The organism is Leisingera sp. F5, assembly GCF_001593695.1.
Genome location: NZ_LUKH01000030.1, coordinates 1 through 24,312, shown reverse-complemented (window position 1 = coordinate 24,312; position 24,312 = coordinate 1). Strand labels below are relative to the sequence as shown.

The 24,312-nt window shown below is 63.1% G+C and carries 23 protein-coding genes and 1 pseudogene; 14 read left to right on the top strand and 10 right to left on the bottom strand.

Annotated elements, in window-relative coordinates; all coding sequences use genetic code 11:
- Window positions 1–43 precede the first annotated feature (43 nt).
- The 9 genes from A2I95_RS18360 to A2I95_RS18320 all read right to left on the bottom strand — a co-directional run bounded on the left by A2I95_RS18360 (window position 44) and on the right by A2I95_RS18320 (window position 9,637).
- Complete coding sequence (locus A2I95_RS18360) at window positions 44–832, bottom strand: FAD binding domain-containing protein (protein WP_291731919.1); 789 nt, start codon at window positions 830–832, stop codon at window positions 44–46.
- Between the two features lie 95 nt (window positions 833–927).
- The gene (locus A2I95_RS18355) at window positions 928–3,297 is read right to left on the bottom strand and encodes a xanthine dehydrogenase family protein molybdopterin-binding subunit (RefSeq protein WP_291731918.1); all 2,370 of its coding nucleotides are present in this window, start codon (window positions 3,295–3,297) and stop codon (window positions 928–930) included.
- 100 nt (window positions 3,298–3,397) lie between these two features.
- Entirely contained in the window at window positions 3,398–3,883 is a 486-nt protein-coding gene (locus A2I95_RS18350) for a (2Fe-2S)-binding protein (RefSeq protein ID WP_291731917.1), read from the bottom strand.
- A gap of 164 nt (window positions 3,884–4,047) precedes the next feature.
- Window positions 4,048–5,049: a molybdopterin-binding protein gene (locus A2I95_RS18345; protein WP_291731916.1), complete on the bottom strand. Its 1,002-nt coding sequence runs from the start codon at window positions 5,047–5,049 to the stop codon at window positions 4,048–4,050.
- Window positions 5,046–6,026 (bottom strand): XdhC family protein, encoded by a 981-nt coding sequence (locus tag A2I95_RS18340; protein ID WP_291731914.1) that lies wholly within the window; start codon window positions 6,024–6,026, stop codon window positions 5,046–5,048. Before A2I95_RS18340 ends, A2I95_RS18345 begins: the two co-directional genes overlap by 4 nt.
- Window positions 6,027–6,168: 142 nt before the next feature.
- Entirely contained in the window at window positions 6,169–6,759 is a 591-nt protein-coding gene (locus tag A2I95_RS18335) for a DUF6691 family protein (RefSeq protein WP_291731912.1), read from the bottom strand.
- 3 nt (window positions 6,760–6,762) lie between these two features.
- Window positions 6,763–7,314 (bottom strand): YeeE/YedE thiosulfate transporter family protein, encoded by a 552-nt coding sequence (locus tag A2I95_RS18330; RefSeq protein WP_291731910.1) that lies wholly within the window; start codon window positions 7,312–7,314, stop codon window positions 6,763–6,765.
- Window positions 7,315–7,413: 99 nt separating this feature from the next.
- Window positions 7,414–8,667, bottom strand: a complete 1,254-nt coding sequence (locus A2I95_RS18325; protein ID WP_291731908.1) for a VWA domain-containing protein — start codon at window positions 8,665–8,667, stop codon at window positions 7,414–7,416.
- 61 nt (window positions 8,668–8,728) lie between these two features.
- Window positions 8,729–9,637 carry a MoxR family ATPase gene (locus tag A2I95_RS18320; RefSeq protein WP_291731906.1) on the bottom strand — a complete coding sequence of 303 codons (909 nt, stop codon included), beginning with the start codon at window positions 9,635–9,637 and terminating at the stop codon, window positions 8,729–8,731.
- A gap of 249 nt (window positions 9,638–9,886) precedes the next feature.
- Here A2I95_RS18320 and A2I95_RS18315 point away from each other — a divergent pair, with 249 nt between their 5' ends.
- The 14 genes from A2I95_RS18315 (at window position 9,887) to A2I95_RS18250 (ending at window position 23,745) form a co-directional block, all read left to right on the top strand.
- Window positions 9,887–10,951 (top strand): glycosyltransferase family 2 protein, encoded by a 1,065-nt coding sequence (locus tag A2I95_RS18315; protein ID WP_291731904.1) that lies wholly within the window; start codon window positions 9,887–9,889, stop codon window positions 10,949–10,951.
- Window positions 10,952–11,101: 150 nt separating this feature from the next.
- Window positions 11,102–12,058 carry a phosphoadenosine phosphosulfate reductase gene (locus A2I95_RS18310; RefSeq protein ID WP_291731902.1) on the top strand — a complete coding sequence of 319 codons (957 nt, stop codon included), beginning with the start codon at window positions 11,102–11,104 and terminating at the stop codon, window positions 12,056–12,058.
- A 53-nt stretch (window positions 12,059–12,111) separates the two neighbouring features.
- A complete protein-coding gene (pyrC, locus tag A2I95_RS18305) occupies window positions 12,112–13,152 on the top strand; it encodes a dihydroorotase (RefSeq protein WP_291731900.1) in 1,041 nt (346 codons plus the stop codon).
- A gap of 132 nt (window positions 13,153–13,284) precedes the next feature.
- On the top strand, window positions 13,285–14,643 hold the full coding sequence (locus tag A2I95_RS18300) for a calcium-binding protein (RefSeq protein ID WP_291731898.1): 1,359 nt from the start codon (window positions 13,285–13,287) through the stop codon (window positions 14,641–14,643).
- A gap of 369 nt (window positions 14,644–15,012) precedes the next feature.
- Complete coding sequence (locus tag A2I95_RS18295; protein ID WP_291731896.1) at window positions 15,013–15,393, top strand: hypothetical protein; 381 nt, start codon at window positions 15,013–15,015, stop codon at window positions 15,391–15,393.
- 54 nt (window positions 15,394–15,447) lie between these two features.
- Window positions 15,448–16,125, top strand: coding sequence for a calcium-binding protein (locus A2I95_RS18290; RefSeq protein WP_291731894.1), 678 nt, complete (start codon window positions 15,448–15,450; stop codon window positions 16,123–16,125).
- A 140-nt stretch (window positions 16,126–16,265) separates the two neighbouring features.
- Window positions 16,266–16,946 (top strand): orotate phosphoribosyltransferase, encoded by a 681-nt coding sequence (locus A2I95_RS18285; RefSeq protein WP_291731892.1) that lies wholly within the window; start codon window positions 16,266–16,268, stop codon window positions 16,944–16,946.
- A gap of 255 nt (window positions 16,947–17,201) precedes the next feature.
- Entirely contained in the window at window positions 17,202–18,722 is a 1,521-nt protein-coding gene (locus A2I95_RS18280; protein WP_291731891.1) for a replicative DNA helicase, read from the top strand.
- A 193-nt stretch (window positions 18,723–18,915) separates the two neighbouring features.
- Window positions 18,916–19,953, top strand: coding sequence for an alanine racemase (gene alr / locus A2I95_RS18275; protein ID WP_291731890.1), 1,038 nt, complete (start codon window positions 18,916–18,918; stop codon window positions 19,951–19,953).
- On the top strand, window positions 19,950–20,732 hold the full coding sequence (locus A2I95_RS18270; protein WP_291731889.1) for an ABC transporter permease: 783 nt from the start codon (window positions 19,950–19,952) through the stop codon (window positions 20,730–20,732). The genes alr and A2I95_RS18270 overlap by 4 nt, the downstream gene beginning before the upstream one ends.
- Window positions 20,729–21,475 carry an ABC transporter ATP-binding protein gene (locus A2I95_RS18265; RefSeq protein WP_291731888.1) on the top strand — a complete coding sequence of 249 codons (747 nt, stop codon included), beginning with the start codon at window positions 20,729–20,731 and terminating at the stop codon, window positions 21,473–21,475. Before A2I95_RS18270 ends, A2I95_RS18265 begins: the two co-directional genes overlap by 4 nt.
- A 19-nt stretch (window positions 21,476–21,494) precedes the next feature.
- Window positions 21,495–22,163, top strand: coding sequence for a hypothetical protein (locus A2I95_RS18260; RefSeq protein ID WP_291731887.1), 669 nt, complete (start codon window positions 21,495–21,497; stop codon window positions 22,161–22,163).
- A 203-nt stretch (window positions 22,164–22,366) separates the two neighbouring features.
- A complete protein-coding gene (locus A2I95_RS18255) occupies window positions 22,367–22,819 on the top strand; it encodes a paraquat-inducible protein A (RefSeq protein ID WP_291731885.1) in 453 nt (150 codons plus the stop codon).
- A 143-nt stretch (window positions 22,820–22,962) separates the two neighbouring features.
- Window positions 22,963–23,745 carry a DNA repair protein gene (locus A2I95_RS18250; protein ID WP_291731884.1) on the top strand — a complete coding sequence of 261 codons (783 nt, stop codon included), beginning with the start codon at window positions 22,963–22,965 and terminating at the stop codon, window positions 23,743–23,745.
- 236 nt (window positions 23,746–23,981) lie between these two features.
- Here the strand turns inward: A2I95_RS18250 and A2I95_RS18245 are convergent.
- A pseudogene (locus tag A2I95_RS18245) lies at window positions 23,982–24,116 on the bottom strand (transposase domain-containing protein); the annotation flags it as partial.
- Window positions 24,117–24,312 lie beyond the last annotated feature (196 nt).

Below are 24,312 nucleotides of genomic sequence, written 5' to 3'. Positions count from 1 at the left end.
TCCGGCAGACACCGGCTTCGCGGTGCCCGCCCTGTTCAAACCATCAAGCTGCAGCCGCCACGGCGCGTTTGGCCATCACCCCGACCAGATGGGCGCGGTAGGCTTTGGAGCCATGCAGGTCCGCCATCATGCCGCCGGCATCCACGCTGAGGCCATCGAGCGCCTCCGGCGCAAAATCCGCATCCAGCGCGGCTTCGGCCTCATTCCAGCGGAATACGCCCTCCTCTGACGCGCCGGTCACTGCCACCCGCACGCCCGCCGCATATTTAGCCGCAAACACCCCGACCAGAGCAAAGCGCGAGGCCGGCTGCAGGAACTTCTGATAGCTGGCCTTCTGCGGCACCGGGAAGCGCACCGCGGTGATGATCTCGCCGTCTTCCAAAGCGGTCTCAAACAGCCCGCGAAAATAGTCATCCGCGGTGATCTCGCGCCGGTTGGTCATGATCGTCGCACCGCTGCCCAGCGCCGCCGCCGGATAACAGGCTGCGGGGTCGTTGTTGGCCAATGAGCCGCCGATGGTGCCGCGGTTCCGGACTGCCGGATCGCCGATTTGGCCCGCCAATGCTGCCAATGCCGGATAGGCATCTGCCGCGGCTTCGGCCACCTCCGCATGGGTGGTGGCGCCACCGATGCTCAGCATCCCGTCACCGCCGCTGACGCCCTTCATCCCCTCTATGCCGGTCAGGCTCACCAGTTTCGACGGCATCGCCAGCCGCTGTTTCAGCGTCGGGATCAGCGTCTGCCCGCCGCCCAGCGCCTGCGCGTCCTCATCCGCCAGCGCGGCGACAGCCTCGCCTATGGTCGCAGGTTTCTCAAACTCGAATTCATACATCCTGTTGTCCTTCCCAAAGAGCAAGAGGCCGTAACCTCTTCTTTCTGGTTAAAAATACCCCGGGGGTGCGGGGGCAGCGCCCCCGCCGTTCCGGTTCAGCCATTCATCGCCGCCCAGACACGCGAGGGCGACAGCGGCATATCGATATGGGTCACGTCCTTGCCTGCTGATTGCAGCGCATCAATCACTGCGTTGACCACCGCAGGCGGGGAACCAATCGCCCCGGCCTCGCCGCAGCCCTTCACCCCCAGCGGGTTGTGGGTGCAGGGGGTCTGGCACGAATGATCCACCTGATAGAACGGCACATCATCGGCCCGCGGCATCGCGTAGTCCATGTAGGAGGCCGACAGCAACTGGCCGTCCTCATCATAGGCGGCGTTCTCCAGGAGCGCCTGGCCGATGCCCTGCCCCAGCCCGCCATGGACCTGGCCGTCGACGATCATCGGGTTGATGATATTGCCGAAATCATCCGCCGCCGAGAAACGCTCGATGCTGACCTTGCCGGTGTCGGGATCCACCTCCACCTCGCAGGCATAGGCGCCGGCCGGATAGGTGAAGTTGGCCGGGTCGTAGAACGCGGTTTCCTCCAGCCCCGGCTCCAACTCCTCCAGCGGGTAGTTGTGGGGCACATAGGCGGTCAGGGTCACATCGCCCCAGGCCACCGATTTATCGGTGCCTGCCACGGTGAACTGGCCGTCCTTCAACTCGATATCGGCGTCCGAGGCCTCCATCAGATGCGCCGCGATCTTCTTGGCCTTGTTGATGATCTTCTCGGTCGCCCGCACCATCGCCGAGCCGCAGACCGCGATGGAGCGCGAGCCATAGGTGCCCATCCCGAACGGCACCCGTCCGGTGTCGCCATGCACGATGTCGACCATGCTGTCGTCGATACCGATCATGTCGGCCACGACCTGCGGGAAGGAGGTCTCATGACCCTGCCCGTGGCTATGCGCGCCGACAAAGACGCTGATGGTGCCGGTGGCGTTCACCCGCACCGTGGCGGCATCATAGAGCCCCGCACGCGCGCCCAGCATGCCGACGATGTTGGAGGGGGCGATCCCGCAGGCCTCGATATAGCAGTTGACGCCAAAGCCGCGCAGCTTGCCCTTGGCTTCGCTTTCCGCACGCCGGGCCGCGAAACCTGCCACATCGGCGACCGCCTCCAGCTTGTCCATGGTCGCCACGTAATCGCCGGTGTCATAGGTCAGCGCCACCGGGGTCTCATAGGGGAACTCTGTGATGAAGTTCTGACGCCGCAGGGCAATCGGATCGGCGCCCAGCTCGCGCGCCGCCTTGTCGATGACGCGCTCCAGCTGATAGGTCGCCTCGGGCCGCCCGGCACCGCGGTAGGCATCCACCGGCACCGTGTTGGTGAACACCGTCTTCACGTTCACCTGCACCACCGGCGTCTTGTAGTTGCCCGCCATCAGCGTGCCATGCAGATAGCTCGGCACCGAGGTCGAAAACGTCGACAGATACGCGCCCATATTGGCCATCGTATTGGTGCGCAGCGCGGTGAAGTGGTTGTGGCTGTCCAGCGCCAGCTCGATCCTGGTCACATGATCGCGGCCATGGGCATCGGAGATGAACGCCTCGGACCGGGTCGAAGTCCATTTCACCGCCCGCCCGCAGGCCTTGGCGGCATGGGTGCAAAAGGCCTCTTCGGCATAGTGGAAGATCTTGGAGCCGAAACCGCCGCCGACATCGGGGGCCACCACCCGGACCTTGTGCTCGGGCAGGCCCAGCACAAAGGCGCACATCAGCAAGCGGATCACATGCGGGTTCTGGCTGGTGGTGTGCAGCGTGTATTCATCGGTGCCGCGGCTGTACTCGCCAATGGCCACACGCGGCTCCATCGGGTTGGCAACCAGACGGTTGTTGACCAGATCCAGCGTGGTCACATGCGCAGCACTGTCAAAGGCGGCCTGCACCGCGCCGTCATCATCATTGCCGAACACCCAGTCATAACAGAGGTTTGAGGTCAGATCCTCATGCACCTTGGTGCTATCGTCACCCAGCGCCGCGGCCATATTGACCACCGCGGGCTTGTCGCTGAGGTCCAGCTCAATCGCTTCGGCCGCATCGCGGGCCTGTTCCACTGTATCGGCGACCACGGCGGCGACGATTTCGCCCACGTGGCGGATGGTGCCCTCAGCGATGATCGGATGGCGCGGCTCCTGCTGCGGGTTGCCGTGGCGGTCGGTCACGCCCCAGCCGCAGGGGATGCCGCCGACCTCGGCGAAATCGGCGCCGGTGAAGATTTTCACCACGCCGGGCATCTCAGCCGCGGCAGATGTATCGATGGAATTGATGGTTGCATGGGCCACATCCGCGCGCAGGAAATGCACATGGGCCTGGCCGTTCACGTTGATATCGTCGGTGTAGTTTCCGGCTCCGGTCAGGAACCGCACGTCCTCGCGCCGCTTGGGGCTGGCGCCGATGCCGCTGTCATTGTCCTTGGGCATATCTGGTCTTCCTCCCTGGGGGGTGCTGCCTTGGGCGGCGCACCTCTTTGTCAGTCACTCCTTGTTCAGCTCAGGCCGGATCCGGCCTGGGGTCGTCCGGTCATTCCGCCGCGATGGAGGAAACATCCTGGCCTGAGGCCGCCATGATCGCCTTGACGATATTGTGGTAGCCGGTGCAGCGGCACAGGTTGCCTTCCAGATAGTCGCGGATTTCAGCCTCAGTGGGTTTGGGGTTGTCCTGCAGAAGTGCTGCCGCCGACATCACCATGCCCGGCGTGCAGAAACCGCATTGCAGCCCGTGGTGGTCCTGGAACGCCTGCTGGATTGTGTTCAGCGAGCCGTCGGTGTTGGCCTGCCCCTCGATGGTGGCGACTTCGGCGCCTTCGGCTTCCAGCGCCAGCATGGTGCAGGCCTTCACCGCCTGGCCGTCCACATGCACAACGCAGGCGCCGCACTGGCTGGTGTCGCACCCCACATGGGTGCCGGTGAGCCCCAGCGCCTCGCGCAGGAATGATGACAGCAGCGTGCGCCCTTCAACCTTGCCGCTGGCAGCCTTGCCGTTCACGGTCATTGAGACCTTGGCCATAGTACCCTCCCTTTAGCTTGTTTTTGTCTGGCTGAGGGGAGTTAACCACGGGCGGGGCCATCCGCGAAGTGTTTTCAGGGCGGTGCCGGCGGTAAAATTCGCGTCAGACGGGCCTGCCTATGGTTGTGACCTTGCGTCACAAATCATGTGCCGCAGCGCCGCATTCAGCCTTCTGCATCGCGGCGCGGCATCGGCCGGGTGGGAATCTCCTTCAGCAGCCCGCCAACACCCATCGCTGCGATATCAGATGCGGTTACGGGCAGGCCGCAAATCACCCGCTCCAGCACCCAGTCGGCACCGTTCAGGGCCGGTGAACGCGCACAGCCCGGCAGGCCAATGACCGGCCTGTTCTGAAAGGTGCCCAGAAACAACAGGTTGCCGGGATCGACAGGCATTCCGAATCGGGTGACACTGCCGCCCGCCTTGCGCAAAGCCTCAGGCGCCACATCGTGGGTGTCTGAGGTCGCCGAGCCGGTCAGCACCAGCACCAGCTGTCCCGGTGCCCGGGTGATGGCCTCTGCCAGCACGTCCTCGCGGTGCGGCACCACAACGCGCGGCGACAGGGGGATGCCCATCCGGTGCAGGCGGCCCGCCATCGCGGCGCGGCCTTTGTCCGGTGGCGTCTCTTCACGCACCTGCGTTTCAATCAGCGTGGCAGAGGAGAACACCGGCGGCAGCACCCGGATTGCATCCCCTGCGTCTTCGCTGGCGCGGCGGATGGCATCGGCGGCGACGCCATAGGAGATGATCTTGATCGTGGCCAGCATTCCGTCTGCGTCCGCCCGGTGATAATCCGGCACGGTTGCAACAGTGATCATCGGATCGGCTGCGTTGACTGCCTCCAGCCTGGCCCGGTCCAGCCGCACCAGCCCGGCGCCAGCGGCATAGAGGTTAACCCGGCCGGTGCCGGCACCCGAGATACGGATGCCCTGCGCGGACGGGTCGGGTACCAGCGCGTTCGCCAGCGCCGCTGCCGCCGCATCCTCGTGGATATCGGCAGGATCCAGCCGGGCCACGGTGAGGTCTGTGTGACCGGCAGCGGCGAGGTCTTGCAGGTCATCAGCCCTCAGCACCGTGCCTTTGGCGACCTTGCAGCTGGCGCCCTGCAGTGAATGCGCAAGGATGGCGCCCTCGGCATCCTTCAGGGGAACGGGGCCGAACCTCATGGCTGTTTGCCGCGCAAAACGGCGGTCATTTCTGCGAGGATGGATACGGCGATTTCCGCCGGTCCTGCGGCGCCGATATCCAGGCCGATGGGGCCGTGGATGCGGCTGATCAGGTCTTCGGTGAAACCGGCACCCCGCATCCGCGCCATCCGGGCGACTTGTGTTTTCTTCGATCCCAGCGCGCCGATGTAGAACACATCAGCCTTCAGGGCCGCCTGCAGCGCCGGGTCGTCCAGTTTCGGGTCATGGGTCAGCAGCACCACGGCGGTGCGGCTGTCGAGGCCAAGCTTCTCCACCGCCTCGTCCGGCCAGTCATCCATCAGCGTCTCGCCGGGAAAACGCTCAGTCGAGGCGAAGGCCGCGCGGGGGTCGATGATCACCGGGTCGTAGCCGGCAGTCCGCGCCATCGGCACCAGCGCCTGGGTGATGTGGACCGCGCCGACACAGACCAGCCGCAAGGGCGGGTTGTGGACGGCCACAAATGTCTCGCCGTCGTCCTCCAGCCCCGCGCGGTCCATGCGCATCCGCTCAGGGAATTCGCCGCGCGCCAGACGGCGGGCGCCGGTGGTGAGGTTCACCTCATAGGACACGGGTGTGCGGTCGGCGCGGGCCTGCACCAGTTCCTCCAGCAGGTCCACGGGCAAGGCGGCGCCGATGGGTTCCACCAGCACCTTGATAGTGCCGCCGCAGGCGAGGCCGACGGCAAAGGCGTCCGCGTCGCTGACGCCGTATTCCAGCAGCCGGTGATTGCCGTCCTGAAGTGCATCAAGTGCTTCGGCCACCACGGCGCCCTCGACGCAGCCGCCGGAGACAGAACCTTCGATACGTCCGCCCCCCGAGACCACCAATTGCGAACCGGTGCGGCGCGGCGCCGAGCCCCAGGTCTGCACAACCGTGGCCAGTGCCGCGCCTGTACCGGCACGGTGCCATTCCAAGGCAGTCTCAGGCGCGTTTTCAAATGGGCTTGCGGTTTGCATGCGGCGTCCTCCCCACCGGTTTGCCCGGCTTTGAACCTCAAAGGTCGGGGTTCACCGCCTTGGTTTCAAGCAAGAAGTTGCGGCCCCAAACAGAAAACGCCCGCCGGAACGGGCGGGCGCCTGGATCTTGCACGAGGGGCGGTTACTCCGCTGGTTGCGGTGAAACCTTTTGCGGCACCAGCCGTTCTGGCAGGGCAAAGGCCAAGGCGATAAACCCAAGACCCAGAATGATCCCCAGCAGATCGCCGGGCAGCGCCATCAGCCCTTCGTATTTTGCGCCCGGAACGATGCCGAGGGTGACCTTCCCGCCCGCGAGGCTGTCCAACAGGCCGCTGGCCTTCCACGCCGGATAAGTCACCATATAGGCGGCAGCGCCCAAAAGCCCGCCCGCGATGAAGAACAGCGCGTCCTTGCGGCCCGAAGCAGCGGCGACCACGCCGGTGCCGGGGCAATAGCCCGCCAGCGCCCAGCCCGCGCCCAGCATCAGCCCGCCGATGAAGACGCCGGCATAGGCCGCCTTGACCGACATGTGGCCGACATCGACCAGCCCCGCCATCTGGCCGCCGAACATCAGCACCGAGCCGGTGCCGATTGCCAGCAGGATGGCCTTGGCCAGGTTCAGATTGGTGAGGTTCAGCATCTTGCCGATATAGCTGGGGTTGGAGGCCCCGATCCGGTCCAGCACCGCGCCAAAGGCTGTGCCGATCACAGTTGCCAATAGGATGGTTGTCATGGCTCAGGCCTCCTTTTTGAACAGCAGCAGTGAGACGGGGATGGCAGCGGCAAAGGCTCCGGCGGCGAAGATGTAGCCGGAGAGCGCGGTCTGCATCATGCCGGACATCATGTGCCCCGAAGTGCAGCCGCCTGCGAGGCGGGCGCCATAAAGCACGATGAATCCGCCCAAGAAAGCCGCAGCGTAGCGTTTCACCTGGCAGCCGCCGAAGTTGGCGCGCCACAGGGCGGGCACACTGCGGTCTGCCTGCGGGATCCCGCCGCGCAGCTTGGCCGACAGCAAACCGCCCAGCGCCATCGCCAGCACAAAGACAAAGCTGTAATTGAGCGGGCTGGCGACGGCCTTGGCATATTTACCGTCCGATTTCGCCAGATAAGCGTTGGTGGAGGTGGTGCCTTCGACAGTCCGCGTCACCAGGTCAGGGTTCACCGCGTCCGCGATGATGCCGTCCAGGATCACAAATTGCGTCGAGACCCCGATGGGTTTGACCAGCAGCACCGCCAGGAAAAACACCAGCCCCAGCAAGAGGCCTCCGGCTTTCCAATTGAGAGACATGTCAGCTCCTTTCGCACGTTACATTCTGATTTCAGAATGTAATAAAACACACGGAAGCGGTTTGATTCAGATCAACTTGCATTCCATTATATGAATTTGTTAGCCGAGCATCGCCATCAGCCGGGCTTTCTCACCCGCATCCGAGGGGCTGGAGATCACCTGCGCCAGATCCTGCAGCGAGGCGATGGAATGGCCTGCGCGGAAGCTGTCGGTATAGGGCAGCATCGCGCGGATACCCTGGGCCCTGGGGGCAAAGCCGTCCCAGCGCAGCAAGGGGTTGAGCCAGATCAGGCGGCGCGATGACAGCTGCAGCCGCTGCATCTCACGCGCTAGCGCGTCCGGGTCGCCGCGATCCAGCCCGTCGGTGATCAAGAGCACCACCGCCCCCTGCCCCATGACACGGCGCGACCAGTCGCGGTTGAAGGCGTGCAGGCAGTCGCCGATCCGCGTGCCGCCCTCCCAGTCCTGCGCCTCGGCGCCCGCGGCGGCCAGGGCCGCGTCCACGTCGCGCTGATGCAGATGGCGGGTGATATTCGTCAGGCGGGTGCCGAAGGTGAAACCATGCACCCTGGCCCAGCCCTGACCCTTGGCGTTGGCGGCGGCGTGCAGGAAATGCAGGATGATGCGGCTGTACTGGCTCATCGAGCCGGAGATATCGCAGAGCACCACCAGATTGGGCCAGCGGATGCGGCGCTTGGCGCGCGCCATGGTTTGCAGGTCGCCGCCCTGCCGCGCCGCCTTGCGCAGGGTGCGGCGCCAGTCGGGGCGTGTCCCCTGCACTGAGGCCGTCAGGCGGCGCGACTGGATCGGTGTTACCGGCAGGGTCAGTTGCGCAAGGATGCGTTTGGCGGCGGCAGCCTCTGCCGTGCTCATCTGTTCGAAATCGAGGGTTCTGAGCCGTTCTTCGGCCGATATGGTGAGCGTGGAGTCCACCTCGACCTCGGTGCCGCCCTCATCGCCCTCCGGCCCTTCAGGCTGCTCTTGCATGCCGTCCAGCAGCGCCTGCGCCGCGCGTTTTTCGGCGGGTTTGGCGGCGCGGTCCTCCTGCACGCCGCGGATGGCCGGCAGCATCGCGGCCATCATATGTTCCAGATACCGGGGGTCGCGCCAGAACAGGCGGAAGACCTGGGCAAAGACCACCCGCTGTTCCGGCTTGGTGACAAAACAGGCCTGCAGGGACCAGTAGAAATCCGTCCGGCTGGTGAAGCCCGCGGCGGCCACCGCCTGCACCGCATCCAGCACCCGGCCTGGCCCGACCGGCAGGCCGGCCTTGCGCAGGGCGCGGGCGAAATGGGTGAGGTTCTGGACCAGCTTGGGGTGGTCCGGCAGGGTGAGCGGCGGGGTGTCAGGCACTAGGGCGCTTCATGGGGGCTTGGCCCCCATACCCCCAGAGTATTTCCGAAAAGATGAAACATCAGGCGGCGTCCAGGCCTGCCTTGGCCTGGTCGAGGATACGTTTGGCTTCGGAGCCGTGCAGGCGGGCGATGTCGTCCTGGTATTTCAGGATGGCGCCGAGGGTGTCGGCGATCACCTCGGGGCTGAGGGCAATGACGTCGAGCGCCAAGAGGCAGTTGGCCCAGTCGATGGTTTCGGCGACGCCCGGTTTCTTGAACAGATCCTCGGTGCGCAAGGATTGCACGAAGGCGACGATCTCGCGGCTGAGCTGTGCGCTGGCTTCCGGTGCGCGGGCGTTCAGGATTTCAACCTCACGGGTGAAATCCGGGTAGTCGACCCAGTGATAAAGGCAGCGGCGTTTCAGGGCGTCGTGCACCTCGCGGGTGCGGTTGGAGGTGAGGATGACGATCGGCGGTTCCGGCGCCCGGATGGTGCCAAGCTCGGGGATGGTGACCTGGAAATCGCTGAGCGCTTCCAGCAGGAAAGCCTCAAACGGTTCGTCGGTACGGTCGAGTTCATCAATCAGCAGGACGGGCGCGCCGTGTTCATCCGGGCGCATCGCCTGCAACAGCGGCCGTTCTATGAGGTAGTCAGCCGAGAACAGTTCCGCCTGCAGGGCGGCGCGTTCGGCGCTGCCTGCGGCCTCGGCGGTGCGGATGGCGACCATCTGGGCGGCGAAGTTCCATTCATAGACGGCGCTGGCGGCATCCAGACCCTCGTAGCATTGCAGCCGGATCAGGCGGCGGCCGAGGCTGGCGGCCAGGGCCTTGGCAATCTCGGTCTTGCCGGTGCCGGCCTCGCCCTCCAGAAACAGCGGGCGGCCCAGTTTCAGCGACAGGAACACCACGGTGGCCAAGGACCTGCCGCAGACGTAGCCCTGGTCCGAGAGCATGGTCTGAACCTGATCGATGGATTGCGCCTGCTGCATGGGTGGCCTCCTTTTCCCGGCCAACAGGCCATGCGGCGCGGCATCGGTCAAGCCGTGTGCTGCTGCGACGCTGCGGCTGACGGGACGGCTGCGGCTGACGGCAGCGGTTGTATAACCGGACCTGCCGGGTAAAACTGCCGCCAGCACCCCCGCAACCTGCGGGGGCAGAGAGACAGAGAAGCCAGCCATGCACAGCGCGTCATACAACCAGCCTAAGCTGCGCCATCCTGCCCGGGCGGGTGCATAGGCATGCGGGTTCTGGCAATCCTCTGCGTGCGCAATGAGGGCGCATTTCTGCTTGAGTGGCTGGCCCATCACCGGGCTGCGGGTTTCACCGATTTCCTGGTATTTTCAAATGATTGCCAGGACGGCACCGATCAGATGCTGGACCGCCTGCAGGAGATGGGGCAGCTGACCCACCAGCGCAACGAGGGTCCCTATGACAAGGGCGGCATTCAGTTCACTGCGCTGAAGCAAGCCGACAGGCATCCGCTGATGAAACAGGCCGATTGGGTGCTGGTGCTGGATATCGACGAATTTGTCTGCATCAAGACCGGCGGTGGCACTGTGGCGGATCTGCTGGCGGCGCTGCCGGAGGCGGATGCGGTGACGCTGACCTGGCGGCTGTTCGGCAATGCCGGCATCGTGCGGTTCGAAGATGCGCCGGTGACCGGACAGTTCACCCGCTGCGCGCCGGAGGTCATTCACTGGCCGTGGCGGGCGGTGATGTTCAAGACGCTGTACCGCAATGACGGCACTTACCGTAAATGCGGTGTTCACCGGCCCCGCGACATCCGCAGCACGGCGCAGCTGGACAGTTTCCGCTGGTATGACTGCGAAGGCCGCGAGCTGGGCAAGGCATTCAAGACTAAGCGGCTGTTTTCCGATTACGGCCGGCCCAACGGGCGGCTGGCGCAGCTGAATCACTACCCGCTGGGAGCGATGGAGAGCTATGTGCTGAAGGCTGACCGCGGAAGGGTCAACCGGCAGGCGGAGCTGGGCATGGATTACTGGGTTGAACGGAATTACTGCAGCGCCGAAGATACCTCCATTGCCCGGTACGGTACTGCCTGCGCGGGCGTTCGGGCCGGGCTGATGGAGGATCCGGACCTGGCCCGGCTGCACAGCGGAGCGGTGGCCTGGCGCCATGCCCGATTTGCCGGGCTGATGACACAGGAGCCCTGCCGGGCGTTGTTTGCGCGGCTGCTGATGACGCCCCCTGCCCGCCCGGTAAGCCCGGCTGCAGCCGAACTGCTGCGCGGTTTTGCCATCCCGGGCCAGGCCGGACAGCAGCCGCTGGAAGACAGCAGCTGAGGCCCCATCGCACCCTGGCAAAAGGCCGCCGAAAGAACCGCCCGCCGCCTCATTCAGGCATGGGTTTTTCCAATTTTGGCCTTAATTGTCACCTAAATGTAAATCCGAACAGCAGGCAGGGACCCTTTGGGGGCAAAGAGGACAGCAGGCATGCAGGACGGACTTGAAAATCTGGATGAAGACCTTTCCGGGCTGAAGCCGGCCCAGTGGAAGGCCCGGATGGCGGCCTTGGCCGAAGAGCATGGCATGTACCAGCCGCTTGGCGACAAGCATTTCGCCACTTTTATCGACCAGGGCAACACCCTTTTGGTGACCTTTGAGACCATGCAGGGCATCCACAATCTGTCGGATCAGGCGCAGCCATTGGGGTTTGACCTGGTGAAGAACCTGGGCTGGTCGCATATGTGCGTGGTGTCGGACGGCGACACCTGGTTCCGCGAAGGCCGCATCTACGGTTTCTTTGACCAGTTGATCGACGACGGGTTTTTCGACGAGTTCGACAAAGTGATCTTTTACGGCGCAGGCCCCTGCGGCTATGCGGCGGCGGCCTATTCCGTGGCTTCGCCCGGTGCCGTGGTGGTGGCGGTGCAGCCGCAGGCGACGCTGGACCCGCGGATGACCGAATGGGACGACCGGTTTGCCGATATGCGGCGTCTGTCCTTCACCAACCGTTACGGCTATGCGCCTGACATGCTGGACGCCGCCGATCAGGCCTATGTGATCTATGACCCCCGGGAACGGCTGGATGCGATGCATGCCGCGCTTTTTGCACGCAAGAACGTCACGCGGCTGCGGGTGCCGCATCTGGGCGATGCGGTGCAGACCCGGCTGATCGAGATGGAGATGCTCTATCACATCCTGTCGCTGGCCGGCAGCCGCAAGCTGACCGGCGGCGCCTTTCACAAGCTGCTGCGCAGCCGCCGCAACAACTCGTTCTTCTTGCGCAACCTGCTGAAAAGCCTGGAACGGCAGGACCGCCCGCTTCTGATGGCGCTGTTGTGCCGCAATGTGACCGAGCGGATGCGGGCGCCGCGGTTCCGCCGCCGCCTGCAGAAATTGGAAAAACGCGCCGAAGACGGCGAATTCACCTTTCCTGCCAAACACTGAGCGGCGCATTCCGCCGCTTCTTTTCCAAGCCGGCATGTGCTAACGCGGGCCTCATGACCGAGACGCTGACCATCCCCCGCCCCGACGACTGGCATCTGCATCTGCGCGACGGCGCGATGCTGAAGGCCGTTCTGCCCGAAACCGCCCGCCATTTCGGCCGCGCAATCATCATGCCGAACCTGGTGCCGCCGGTGGTGACCGGGGATCAGGCCGCCGCCTACCGCGAGCGCATTCTGGCCGCGCTGCCTGAGGGCATGGCGTTCGAGCCGCTGATGACGCTGTACCTGACAGAGGCCACCGATCCGGAAGATGTCGCTGCCGCCCATGCCAGCGGACTGATCAAGGCGGTGAAGCTGTATCCGGCGGGGGCGACCACCAACTCGGCTTCGGGTGTCAGCGACTTCAACAACGTCCGCGGCGTGCTGGAAAAGATGGCAGAGATCGGCCTGCCGCTGTGCACCCATGGCGAAGTGACCGACCACGATATCGACATCTTCGACCGCGAGGCGGTATTCATTGACCGGGTGCTGGACCCGATCCGCCAGTCCACCCCCGGCCTGCGGGTGGTGATGGAGCATATCACCACCAAAAACGCCGCCGACTATGTGGCGAGCCAGGACAAGGACCTGGGCGCGACGATCACCACCCACCACCTGATCATCAACCGCAACCACATTCTGGTGGGCGGCATCAAGCCGCATTACTACTGCCTGCCGGTGGCCAAACGCGAAGAGCACCGGCAGGCGTTGCGTGCTGCTGCAACCTCGGGCGATACGCGGTTCTTCCTGGGCACCGATTCCGCGCCGCATACCGATCCGAACAAGGAAAGCGCCTGCGGCTGCGCCGGCTGTTTCACCGCCACTAATACCATGCCTCTTCTGGCGCATGTATTCGAGGAAGAGGACGCGCTGGACAAGCTGGCGGGTTTCGCCTCGGAAAACGGTCCGGCGTTCTATGGCCTGCCGGTGAGTGAAGAAACGCTGAGCATAAGCAAATCGGTTACGGCTGTGGAATTCCCGGAGAAGATCGAAACCGGAGACGGTCCGGTGACGGTGTTTGATCCGGGGTTCGATGTTCACTGGCGTGCAGAATAGCAACACCTGTTAAGCAATCCTTTACGCCCTCTCCCCTTGCCCTTGCCCGGAATCAGCCTGCCCACTCAATTACTGGGCCAATAGTTCCTGCCAGCAATTTGCGCTGGCGACTTTCCGGTGAAGGGCAAGGGTATGACAACATTTACGTTCAATGGGCTTCGGGTTGATTACGAAAACGGCGATGCGGTAGCCGCCAAGGAGATCGACGCATCGATTATCGTTTCCTCTGCGTCGTCGACATTCTCCTATTCGATCGCCGGCCATGATGAGGATGGCGTGGCGATCATCAATGTGTCCGACGATATCCAGCAGGTCATCGCGGACGGCCAGAATCTCGACGCTCCGGGGTTCCCGGTTGTGTCGGAAGAAACCCAAATCACGCGCGTGACCTGGTCCGGCGGCACCAGCACGGTGCTGATCCTCGCCTTTGAAACCGGCGGAAACAGCGACACCGAATTCTATTTTGTCATCGACGGGCCGCAGATACCGGATATCAGCAGCCTGTCCGATTGGACGGCTTTCGACAACTCGATCACCGGACTGTCGGACCCCAACGGCGCCGTCGGGCCCGGCCAGAACATCGCCTGGTCGTCAATCGACGGCGCAACCACAAGCCAGGACGACGAGTTCTGGGGCACCCCCGGCCGCGATACCTACAACGGCGGCAAGGGAGACGACTATTTCTCCAGCTCCGACGGGCGCGATACCTATAATGGCGGCAAAGGCAGCTTCGACCAGGTTGCCTATACCTGGGACCCCAATGGGGTGACTGCGCATCTTGGCACGGGAAAGGCAACCGACGGCTGGGGCAGAACCGACACCCTGAAAAGCATCGAAGCCCTGCGCGGCTCGGCCCATGATGACAGCCTGAGCGGCAATGGAAAAAACAACACCTTCCGCGGGATCGAAGGCAACGACACCATAAAGGGCGGCAAGGGCCGCGATGAGGTCCGCTATGACCGCGACGAACGCTATGGCGGCGAGGACGGGGCAACTGTCAACCTGTCCAAGGGCTTTGCCATTGACGGGTTCGGCGACCGCGACACGCTGAAAAGCATCGAAAATGCGCGCGGCACTGAGAGCAGCGACAAGATTACCGGCAGCGGCACCGGCAACCGCCTGATGGGGCTGGGCGGCAATGACACCCTGTCCGGCAAGGGCGGTAACGACACGGTCTATGGCGGCAGCGGCCGGGACAGGATCAATGGTGACGGCGGCAACGATCTGTTGTCCGGCGAAGGCGGTGCAGACCGGTTCATTTTCAAAGGCAACTTTGGCGATGACACCGTGTCTGATTTCTCGACTGCCGGGCGCAAAGAAAAAATCGACCTCTCTGATGTCGGCACCATCAAGCACTTCCGCGATCTGAAGAACAACCACCTGTCCGAAAATGATGACGGCGATGCGGTGATCAGCGACAAACGGGGCAATACAATCACCCTGGAAGACGTTGCGATCAGCGACCTGTCCGGCAACGATTTCATCTTTTGACAAACCCGCCCCGGGCGCGTTTCATTCCGCGCCCGGGCCATTCTGAATGGCAGGGCCGCCCAAGCCGGTGCATGGCGGCTTTTGCCGCATTACCTGGACCCCGATGCAGCTGCGGCTCCCATGTGCCAGCGCCAGGGGTTTAATACGCCGTTTACCCAGCTGATATTTTCCACGCCTTCCGGTCCTGCCAGCAGTCCGCCCGTGGACCCGGCTGCGCCAAAAGCGTCATGCAAACCATTGATCTCTTCATGCGTGTTGGAGTTTTGGCAAACCGGATATCTACCCAGCATTGCAAAAGCGTCAAATCGGCCGCGCAGCCGCTCCCGAAAACCGGTCCCCGGCGGTCTGAACCGGAAGTCAACACTCTGATTGCGCGACATTCACAGAAACCGACGCATTGCCAAATATCCGGAAAACAATAATAATTTCAGCGCCCTCACGCGAAATGCCGGTAGGGTATCATTAAACTACTCCTGCGAGATAAAGAAAATGGCAACTTATACACTTAAGGCGTCGGCGGTCACAATTAACGCTCAAACAGACTACGATGTCGGATTCAAAAAAGACGTTGAAATCACAATCGTGACGGACAGCCCGGCATTCTCCTATTCGATTACCGAAATTTACAACGACGACCTCCCGTTGGTGGATCTGTATGCAAGCTATGACAGCTTTGTGGTCGATGGTGTCGATTTCACCGATTCTGAAATTATCGGTCTCCTTGGGCAGGTGTCCTGGCAGGGCAAATAAACTACCGTCTGGGAATTTACCAGCTTTGACCATACGGATGGCTCCAATTACACGATGTACACCGTGGAGCTGGGTGGCACGCCCTTGCCGGTAATGAACAGCCTAAGTGACTACCACTCCTATGTGCATCACTGGACCGGCATCCCGGCGACAGGCGACTTGGCCCAGAACACGCCGATTGCCTGGGCCGCGCTTCCCGGGGTGGAGATCGACGGCAGCGGCTCCCCCACCGGCAGCAGCGGGGATGATCTGCTCAGCGGCGGCGCGGATGCAGATGCGCTGTCCGGCCTTGGCGGCAATGACACGCTGAAGGGTGCAGGCGGCAACGACACGCTGGAGGGCGGCAGCGGCCGCGACAAGCTGGTTGGCGGCGGCGGCCGTGACGAGCTGATTGGCGGCAGGCAGAATGACCGGCTGATCGGCGGCAGCGGGCGCGATACGCTGGACGGCGGCAGCGGCGACGACATGCTGACCGGCGGCGCCGGCGCGGACCGGTTTGTTTTCAAGGGCAGGTTCGGCGATGATACCATCACCGATTTTCAGACCTCCGGACGCCGGGAGAAAGTTGATCTGAAAAGCATCGGCGAAATCACCTCCTTCCGCGATCTGAAGAACAATCACCTGTCCGAGAACAGCAACGGCGACGCGGTGATCAGCGACGGCAGCGGCAATACGATCACCCTGGACGGGATCGGTATCGGCGATCTGTCGGGCAACGATTTCCTGTTCTGATCACCTGACCTTGCCGCGGGCCCGGCGGCGGGCCCGCGGTGTGCCGGACTGCGCCCGGCATTGCATCTTCCAGGGCTTCAAACCGGCGGCGTTCCGGTTTAAGGACAGCAAAACCGCTGCCGCAAAGGATGCCTGCCGCCATGATCCCCTCGTCCTATCCGTCCCCCGAAGAAATCGCCCGCCTGTCGGCCCGGATGCTGCTGGAAATCGGCGCGGTGAACTTTAACACCGAGACGCCCTATACGCTGGCCTCCGGACTGCCCTCGCCCAGCTATATCGACTGCCGCAAGCTGATCTCCTTTCCGCGCATCCGTTCGACGCTGATGGACTTCATGACTGTCACTGTGATGCGCAACGCAGGCTTCGAGGCGTTCGACAATATTGCCGGCGGCGAAACCGCAGGCATTCCCTTTGCCGCGCTGGTGGCTGAGCGGATGGCGCTGCCGATGACCTATGTGCGCAAAAAGCCCAAAGGTTACGGCAAGAACGCCCGCATTGAGGGCGCGATGAGCGAAGGCGAGCGGGTGCTGCTGGTCGAGGATCTGACCACCGATGGCGGCTCGAAATTGTCGTTTGTCGATGCGATCCGCGAAACCGGCGCCTCCTGCGGCCACACTGCGGTGATCTTTTACTACGACATCTTCCCGGAAACCACCAAGACGCTGGGCGACCACGGGGTGGAGCTGCATTACCTGTGCACCTGGTGGGACGTGCTGGCCGAGGCCCGTGCGCAGGGTTCCTTCAGCACCGAAACACTGGATGAGGTGGAAACCTTCCTGAAGGATCCGCGCGCCTGGCAGGACGCGCATAAATCCGCTTAACGTTAGGGAAAGCGCTACGGGGCGGCCTGTGGACAAGGCCGCCTCGAATCAATTTCCGGCGCCGAACAGCGTGCAGATATAGAAATCTTCCCAGATCGAGCCACATCATGTAGTCTGCATAGGGCAGGCTTGCTGGCCTTTCCGGTAAACAGCCCACAGGCCCCGTGCGGATATCCACAAGGGATCCACAGAGATTCCCAGATAGGAGAAACGCCCTTTGCGCCCTATAAGGCGGGCTTAGTGACGAGAGCAGTGATGAACGAGATTACCCCTTTCGACGGCGATATGCCGCCTCCGGCCCCGCTGCCGGAACCTGCCGCACCGCAATCTGCGATGCCGGACAATGAGCTGCCGCATTCGGTGGAGGCCGAACAGCAACTGCTGGGCGCGATCCTGACCAACAACGAGGTCTACGACAAGATCGCGCTGATCATCGACTCGTCGCATTTCTATGATCCGGTGCATGCCCGGATCTACGAAGTGGCCGCGGCGCGGATCTCCAAGAACGCGCTGGCCTCGCCGGTGACGCTGAAGGCGTTTCTGGAGGACCACGAGGGGCTGAAGGAGCTGGGCGGCCCGGCCTATCTGGCCAAGCTGGCAGGCGCGTCGATCTCGGCCTTTGCGGTGCGCGACTATGCGCAGATGATCTACGACCTGGCGATCCGGCGTGAGCTGATTGCCCTGGGCCAGAGCATTGCCGAAAAGGCGCGCCGCGTGGACGTGGCGTCGGAACCAAAAGAGCAGATAGTTGAGGCAGAACAATCGCTGTATCAGCTGGCCGAGCAGGGCCAGACGGAAAGCGGTTTCAAGTCGTTCCTGAAAGCCGTCACAGAAGCGGTTAATGTGACCAACGAGGCGTATCAGCGGGGTGGCGGCATGGCCGGCATCTCGACGGGCCTGATGGACCTCGACAAGCAACTTGGCGGCCTGCATCCCTCGGACCTTCTGATCCTCGCGGGCCGCCCCTCTATGGGGAAGACGTCGCTGGCGACCAACATCGCCTTTAACGTCGCCAAGGCATACAAACGCGGGGTGAAACCCGATGGCTCTGAGGGCGCGCTGGACGGCGGTGTTGTGGGCTTCTTCTCGCTCGAGATGAGTGCTGAGCAGCTGGCGGGGCGTATTCTGGCGGAAGCGTCGGAAATTTCCTCGCATAAGATCCGTCAGGGCGACATGACCGAAGGCGAGTTCCGCCGCTTTGTGCAGGCGGCCAAGGATCTGGAAAGCTGCCCGCTGTTCATTGACGACACGCCCGCAATTCCGATTTCGCAGCTCGCCGCACGGGCGCGCCGCCTGAAACGGACGCATGGGCTGGACCTTCTGGTGATCGACTATCTGCAGCTCTGCCGCGGCATGGCCGAAAACCGGGTGAACGAGATTGCCGAAATCTCGATGGGGATGAAGGCGATTGCCAAGGAATTGAACATTCCGGTGATCGCACTGTCGCAGCTGTCGCGCCAGGTGGAAAACCGCGACGATAAACGCCCCCAGCTGTCGGACCTGCGGGAATCAGGCTCGATCGAACAGGACGCCGACGTGGTGATGTTCGTGTTCCGCGAAGAATACTACAAGGAACGGGAAAAGCCCGGCGACCACGAGCTGGACAAGATGGAAGAGTGGAAGCAGGCGATGGAACGGCTGCACGCCAAGGCCGAAGTCATCGTCGGCAAGCAGCGTCACGGCCCCATCGGCACGGTGGAGCTGTCGTTCGAGGCGCAATTCACCCGCTTCGGCAACCTTGCCAAGGCGTGGCAGCAGGGACAGGAGGACTACTGACCCTGGCCATTTGCGGCCAAAGTTCAGGTTACAGTGCCAAGGCCCGGCCGGTCACATGATCGTCAGTGCCCCGGCACCGGCCCGGTTCAGCGCCCCCCGCTGGACCGGGCTTATTTGCTCTATGACGGCGGAGCACTGCTGGCATTGCGGTTTTCCCCCTTGACCTGCGGGTTCCCCGTGTCATGAACACCGCATGAGCACGGCAAGATTGACAATCAACCTGGATGCGCTGGTCACCAACTGGCGGAATCTGGATGCGCTGACCACCTGCGAAACCGCAGCCGTGGTCAAGGCGAACGGGTATGGCCTGGATGCAGGCCGCGTCGGCAAGGCGCTGGCCAAAGCAGGTGCGCGCAATTTCTTTGTGGCGGCTGCCGAAGAAGGCGGCGCGCTGCGCCGCGCGCTTGGCCCCGGCCCCGGAATTTCGGTGTTTTCCGGCCATATGGAGGGCGACACCAAACTGCTGAAAGACTTCCAGCTGACGCCGATGCTGAACTCGCTGGACCAGATGCTGCGCCACTTTGAAACGCTGCCGGGCCACCCGTTCGGGGTGCAGCTGGACAGCGGCATGAACCGGCTGGGGATGGAGCATGGCGAATGGGCCGCGGTGGCCGAGATCGCCCTGGGCCAGAACCCGGTTCTGCTGATGTCGCATCTGGCCTGCGCCGATGAGCCGGGCCACGAGATGAACGCCCGGCAGCTGCGCAGCTTCCGCGAGATGACCGACGGGCTGGAAACCCCCCGCTCGCTGGCCGCGACGGGCGGCATGCTGCTGGGCCCCGATTACCACTTTGACCTCTGCCGCCCCGGTGTCGGGCTGTACGGGGGGCTGCCGTTCACGGACGCGCTGCCGGTGGTGCAGCTGGACCTGCCGGTCATTCAGCTGCGCGACCTGGAACCGGGCGAGACCGCCGGGTATGGCAACACCTGGACCGCTAAGCGCCCCAGCCGCATTGCCACCGTGGCCGCAGGTTATGCCGATGGTTTGCACCGGGCGATGGGCAATGGCGGCATTCGGGTTTTCGCCGGGAAAACCCCCTGCCCCGTGGTCGGCCGGGTCTCGATGGATCTGATCACTGTGGACGTCACGGACCTGGCTGAGGTGCCGGATGCGCTGGCGATCCTCAACGAGCAGCAGACCGTGGACTCCCTGGCCGATGCGGCGGGCACCATCGGCTATGAGATCCTCACCTCCACCGGCCACCGCTATGCACGGACATACCAGGGATGAACCCGATTGCCTTTCTGGCCCGGCTGGGCCGCACCGCTTTGGCCGGGCTGGCTGCAGTTGGCCGCGCGGCGCTGTTTGCACTGCGGGCGTTCAGCCATATGGTCCGCCCGCCCTATTACCCGCGTGAATTCCTGCAAGCCCTGTTGAACATCGGCTGGCTGTCGCTGCCCGTCGTGGGGCTGACCGCAATCTTCACCGGCGGCGCGCTGGCGCTGCAGATCTATGCCGGCGGGGCGCGCTTTAATGCCGAGGCCGTGGTGCCGCAGATCGTCGCCATCGGCATGGTGCGCGAACTGGGCCCGGTGCTGGTCGGACTGATGATCGCGGCGCGTGTAACCTCGTCGATTGCCGCCGAGATCGCCACCATGAAGGTGACAGAGCAGATCGACGCTCTGGTCACGCTCTCCACCCATCCAATGAAATACCTGGTGGCGCCGCGGGTGCTGGCGGCGCTGATCACCGTGCCAGTGCTGGTCGGTGTGGGCGACATCATCGGCATCATGGGCGGCTATACGGTTGCGGTGCAGAACCTTGGCTTCAACTCCGCGGCCTACCTCAAGAACACGGTCGACTTCCTGGAGCCGCTCGACATTATCTCCTCGCTGACCAAGGGGGCTGCCTTTGGCACCATCGCGGCGATGATGGGCTGCTATTACGGCATGCAATCGGGCCGCGGCGCCCAGGGTGTGGGCCGCGCCACCAAAGGGTCGGTGGAATCCGCAGCCGTCCTGATCCTGGCCGCCAACTTTGTCCTCACAGGGGTGTTCTTCTCGCTATGATCCGCATGGAAAACGTCCGCAAATCCTTTGGCGACAATGCCGTGCTGAACGGCATGAACCTGGAGATCGCCAAGGGCACCTCGATGGTGATCATCGGCGGGTCCGGCACCGGAAAATCGGTGGCGCTGAAAAGCGTGCTGGGGCTGATCCAACCTGACAGCGGCGAGATCTATGTCGATGGCAGGCCGTCCGGGTCGGGCGACCGCGACAAGTTTCTGGCGCGCTTTGGCATGCTGTTTCAGGGCGGTGCGCTGTTTGACTCGCTGCCGGTCTGGCAGAATGTGGCCTTCCGACTGCTGCGCGGCGCGCTGAAACGCCCGGCTGAGGAAGCCCGCGAAATCGCCATTGAAAAACTGCGCCGGGTGGGGCTGAAATCAGACGTCGCCGACCGCCTGCCCGCCGAATTGTCCGGCGGGATGCAGAAACGGGTGGGCCTTGCCCGCGCGATTGCTGCCGAGCCGGAGATCATCTTTTTCGATGAGCCGACCACCGGATTGGACCCGATCATGTCCGGCGTCATCAACGATCTGATCCGCGAGATCGTGGTGGAGATGGGCGCAACTGCGATGACCATCACCCACGATATGACCTCGGTCCGGGCGATTGCCGACAACGTAGCGATGCTGCACGGCGGGGTGATCCAGTGGACCGGCCCGGTGGCTGAGATGGATCAGTCGGGCGACCCCTACATGGAGCAGTTCATCCACGGCCGCGCGGAGGGGCCGATCGAGGCGGTGCGGTGAGCATTGAACGGAGAATTTTATGACAGAAGAACAGATCTTAGAAGAAATCGAAGACTGTATAGGCAGATTAGATGCTGTAAAATCAGAACTCTTCTCGCGGCAATTCAATGGCGAGGCTCTTGCACTAGAGAGGGTCGGTGAAGTCATTGACTTGTTCGCCGAACTGTCTGCCCTTTCAAATTATACAGGCTGTCAGCTTACGCTACCTCGCGACATTAAAGATGATGTCGATTCGATAAAATCTCTCTTGGGCCGCTATAATACTTACCGCGCACAGCATCGAGCGTTTGCAACCAAATTTCGTGTGGAAAAAACCCGCAGCGGCTCTCTTGTCAAACTAGACGAAAGCGACATTGAGAAAATCCAATCACTGATCGACAAAACTCGCAAGACAATCGGTTCCTCTACGTTCCTTGACGATCAACACAAGCAACGTTTACTCGCGCGATTGGAAGTTCTTCAGTCTGAAATCCACAAAGTTCAAAGCGACATGGACAGAGCTTTGGCAGGTCTGGTGGAAGTAGGCGATGCTATGGGTAAGTTTGGGAAAAAAGCCAGCCCGTTGGTCGAGGCCTTCGAAAAAATTGCCGGCGTGTTCAACTCAAAGCGCGAAGAACCACTACAACTCCCTGCTCCCCCGAAGGCTCTTCCCAAGCCAGAGTCCCCCGGACCCTCGGAAGAAAGCTAGGTTTAGGCGAGTTCAGGCCTTCAACGGCATCCAGCACAAGGCCAGTGCACGTCCGCGGGCGGAAGCGAAGCGCCCGCCCGAGGGGGCGGACGGGCGCTGGCCGGGCCTCAGGCGGCCCGGCTGGTATTGGCTGCCGCCGTTTTCCCCTTCCATTACCGGCACAGAACGCACAAGTCTTGGCGGACCAACAAAAACGAGCCGCCATGACCCTCCGCCTTCTCAACCTGTCGCTGCTGATCCTCTACCCCGTCGCCTGGTTTGCGCCCTTGATGCGGGCAGGGCTGCTGCCCATTTTCGGCCTCAGCGAAATCTCGGTGCTTACGGGGCTGCAATCCTTATGGGGCAGTGACGCAGCGCTGGCGCTGATCGTGACATTTTTTGCGATTTTTGCGCCCTACTTCAAAACCATCGGCCTGGCGCTGGTGCAATGGGACCTGCTGGATACAAGGGTGCAGCCGGTCCTGCATGTGCTGGGCAAACTGGCGATGGCCGATGTTTTCCTGATCGCGCTCTACATCACGCTGGCCAAAGGGATCGGCCTTGCCACCATCGAAACCGCCTGGGGCCTGTATCTGTTCACGGCATGCATCCTGGCCTCGCTGGTGCTGGGGATGCTCACTGAACGCACTGCAAAGATTGGCAAAACACCGGTCTGAAAGCTTGATCCGGCGCTGAACCGCTCCATTTCGTAGGGCCGAACACCTGTATCGCAGGGGTCCGGCACGCTGCGCCCGGTTGACGGGTGTCCCCCGCAGCCCGCCGGCCCCGCATCTGTTGCATTGCTGCTGGAGGGGGACCTATGTCCGGCGTTCAATCGATCCTGTTCACTGCCCAGACCGCATTCATGCGGCTGACGTTCCTGCTGATCTGCTTTGGCGCGCTGGCGGCGCTGGCGGCCACCGGGCTGTCGGCCACGGGCATCTGGCCCTGGCTCAGCCTGCAAGCCGGGGTTGGCGCTGATATCCACCCGCAGGCCGGGATGGCCGCGCAAATCACCCTGACGGCGCTGGCGGTGATGCTCGCCTTTTTCCTGCCTGCCAACGGGCGCATCCTGGCACTGGAAACCTCGCACCGGCGGTTTTCCCTGCAGATGGAGGATGTGCTGCAAGCCTATCAGCTTGCCCATGCTGCCGACCGTGCCGGGGTCTTTACCCTGGCGTCCGAGTTTGACGCGGTGAAGGAGCGGCTCGCCTTTCTGCGCGCCCACCCCGATCTGGCCGGGCTGGAACCGCAGGTGCTGGAAGTGGCGTCGCAGATGAGCCAGGTCAGCCACGAGCTGGCAGAGACCTACTCTGACGCCAAGGTGGCCCGCGCCCGGCTGTTCCTGCAGCAGCGGCAAGAGGAGCTGGAGACCTTTAAGGCGCGGCTGGAGGATGCCCAGATCGTCATGCATGAGCTGCGCCAATGGACCCGCGATGTGGACATAGAGGAAAGCATTGCCAAGTCGCATCTGGGTCGGCTGCGCGGCGAGCTGTTCGAATTGCTGCCGGAACTGTCAGCGCAATTGCAAAGCCCGCCGGACGGGTCTGATCCGCAGCCGGGCAGCGTCGTGCCGATCCAGCCGCCCCGCCGTGCTGACTGACAGGCGGCACGGTGTCCGGGTTACTGCAGAGAGGTAAAGGGGGCTCTGCCCCCGGCCCTTCCGGGCCTCCCCCGGAGTATTTTTGACCAGAAAGAAGACTGGATCCATCATTCTACTGGCCAAAATTCTTCTGGCCCGAAATATCCCGGAGCGCGAGGCAGAGCCTCGCACTTTCCACGGCAATCTGCGCCAGCGGCGCGTCCCCGTTGTAAGCAGTGTTTGCACGTCACCCTGAATCAGCTTGACGGCTGGAAGTTCCAGGGGAGTAGCTCGTCGACCCGGCTGGCTGGGTGACCGGCAGCGATGGCTTCGAGGATTGCCTTGAGGGAGGCGAAGGGCCCGACGCCATTGATCTTCGCCGTAGCGATGAGCCAAGCGATGCGGCCCCAAGCGCGGCCACCTTCGCCGTGGCCGGCAAAAGCGCGTTTTTCCTCGTCAATGCCAGTTCCCGTTCATTCTGCCCATGTCGGGCAGATTTGTCGCGTTCACTACCGATGGCATGCCTATTTCGGATCGGATGTAACGGTTTTTCGCACCCTGCGGCGAGGTGACGGCCAGTATGTTGCG

Excerpts from the sequence above, each read along its gene's own strand:
- A2I95_RS18290 (WP_291731894.1), top strand. The coding sequence starts at position 15,448 with ATGTACACCGTGGAGCTGGGTGGCACGCCCTTGCCGGTAATGAACAGC.
- A2I95_RS18285 (WP_291731892.1), top strand. The coding sequence starts at position 16,266 with ATGATCCCCTCGTCCTATCCGTCCCCCGAAGAAATCGCCCGCCTGTCG.
- A2I95_RS18355 (WP_291731918.1), bottom strand. The coding sequence starts at position 3,297 with ATGCCCAAGGACAATGACAGCGGCATCGGCGCCAGCCCCAAGCGGCGC.
- A2I95_RS18315 (WP_291731904.1), top strand. The coding sequence starts at position 9,887 with ATGCGGGTTCTGGCAATCCTCTGCGTGCGCAATGAGGGCGCATTTCTG.
- A2I95_RS18260 (WP_291731887.1), top strand. The coding sequence starts at position 21,495 with ATGACAGAAGAACAGATCTTAGAAGAAATCGAAGACTGTATAGGCAGA.
- A2I95_RS18340 (WP_291731914.1), bottom strand. The coding sequence starts at position 6,026 with ATGCAAACCGCAAGCCCATTTGAAAACGCGCCTGAGACTGCCTTGGAA.
- A2I95_RS18360 (WP_291731919.1), bottom strand. The coding sequence starts at position 832 with ATGTATGAATTCGAGTTTGAGAAACCTGCGACCATAGGCGAGGCTGTC.
- A2I95_RS18250 (WP_291731884.1), top strand. The coding sequence starts at position 22,963 with ATGTCCGGCGTTCAATCGATCCTGTTCACTGCCCAGACCGCATTCATG.
- A2I95_RS18265 (WP_291731888.1), top strand. The coding sequence starts at position 20,729 with ATGATCCGCATGGAAAACGTCCGCAAATCCTTTGGCGACAATGCCGTG.
- A2I95_RS18345 (WP_291731916.1), bottom strand. The coding sequence starts at position 5,049 with ATGAGGTTCGGCCCCGTTCCCCTGAAGGATGCCGAGGGCGCCATCCTT.
- A2I95_RS18300 (WP_291731898.1), top strand. The coding sequence starts at position 13,285 with ATGACAACATTTACGTTCAATGGGCTTCGGGTTGATTACGAAAACGGC.
- pyrC (WP_291731900.1), top strand. The coding sequence starts at position 12,112 with ATGACCGAGACGCTGACCATCCCCCGCCCCGACGACTGGCATCTGCAT.
- A2I95_RS18270 (WP_291731889.1), top strand. The coding sequence starts at position 19,950 with ATGAACCCGATTGCCTTTCTGGCCCGGCTGGGCCGCACCGCTTTGGCC.
- A2I95_RS18280 (WP_291731891.1), top strand. The coding sequence starts at position 17,202 with ATGAACGAGATTACCCCTTTCGACGGCGATATGCCGCCTCCGGCCCCG.
- A2I95_RS18350 (WP_291731917.1), bottom strand. The coding sequence starts at position 3,883 with ATGGCCAAGGTCTCAATGACCGTGAACGGCAAGGCTGCCAGCGGCAAG.
- A2I95_RS18310 (WP_291731902.1), top strand. The coding sequence starts at position 11,102 with ATGCAGGACGGACTTGAAAATCTGGATGAAGACCTTTCCGGGCTGAAG.
- A2I95_RS18335 (WP_291731912.1), bottom strand. The coding sequence starts at position 6,759 with ATGACAACCATCCTATTGGCAACTGTGATCGGCACAGCCTTTGGCGCG.
- A2I95_RS18255 (WP_291731885.1), top strand. The coding sequence starts at position 22,367 with ATGACCCTCCGCCTTCTCAACCTGTCGCTGCTGATCCTCTACCCCGTC.
- A2I95_RS18330 (WP_291731910.1), bottom strand. The coding sequence starts at position 7,314 with ATGTCTCTCAATTGGAAAGCCGGAGGCCTCTTGCTGGGGCTGGTGTTT.
- alr (WP_291731890.1), top strand. The coding sequence starts at position 18,916 with ATGAGCACGGCAAGATTGACAATCAACCTGGATGCGCTGGTCACCAAC.
- A2I95_RS18320 (WP_291731906.1), bottom strand. The coding sequence starts at position 9,637 with ATGCAGCAGGCGCAATCCATCGATCAGGTTCAGACCATGCTCTCGGAC.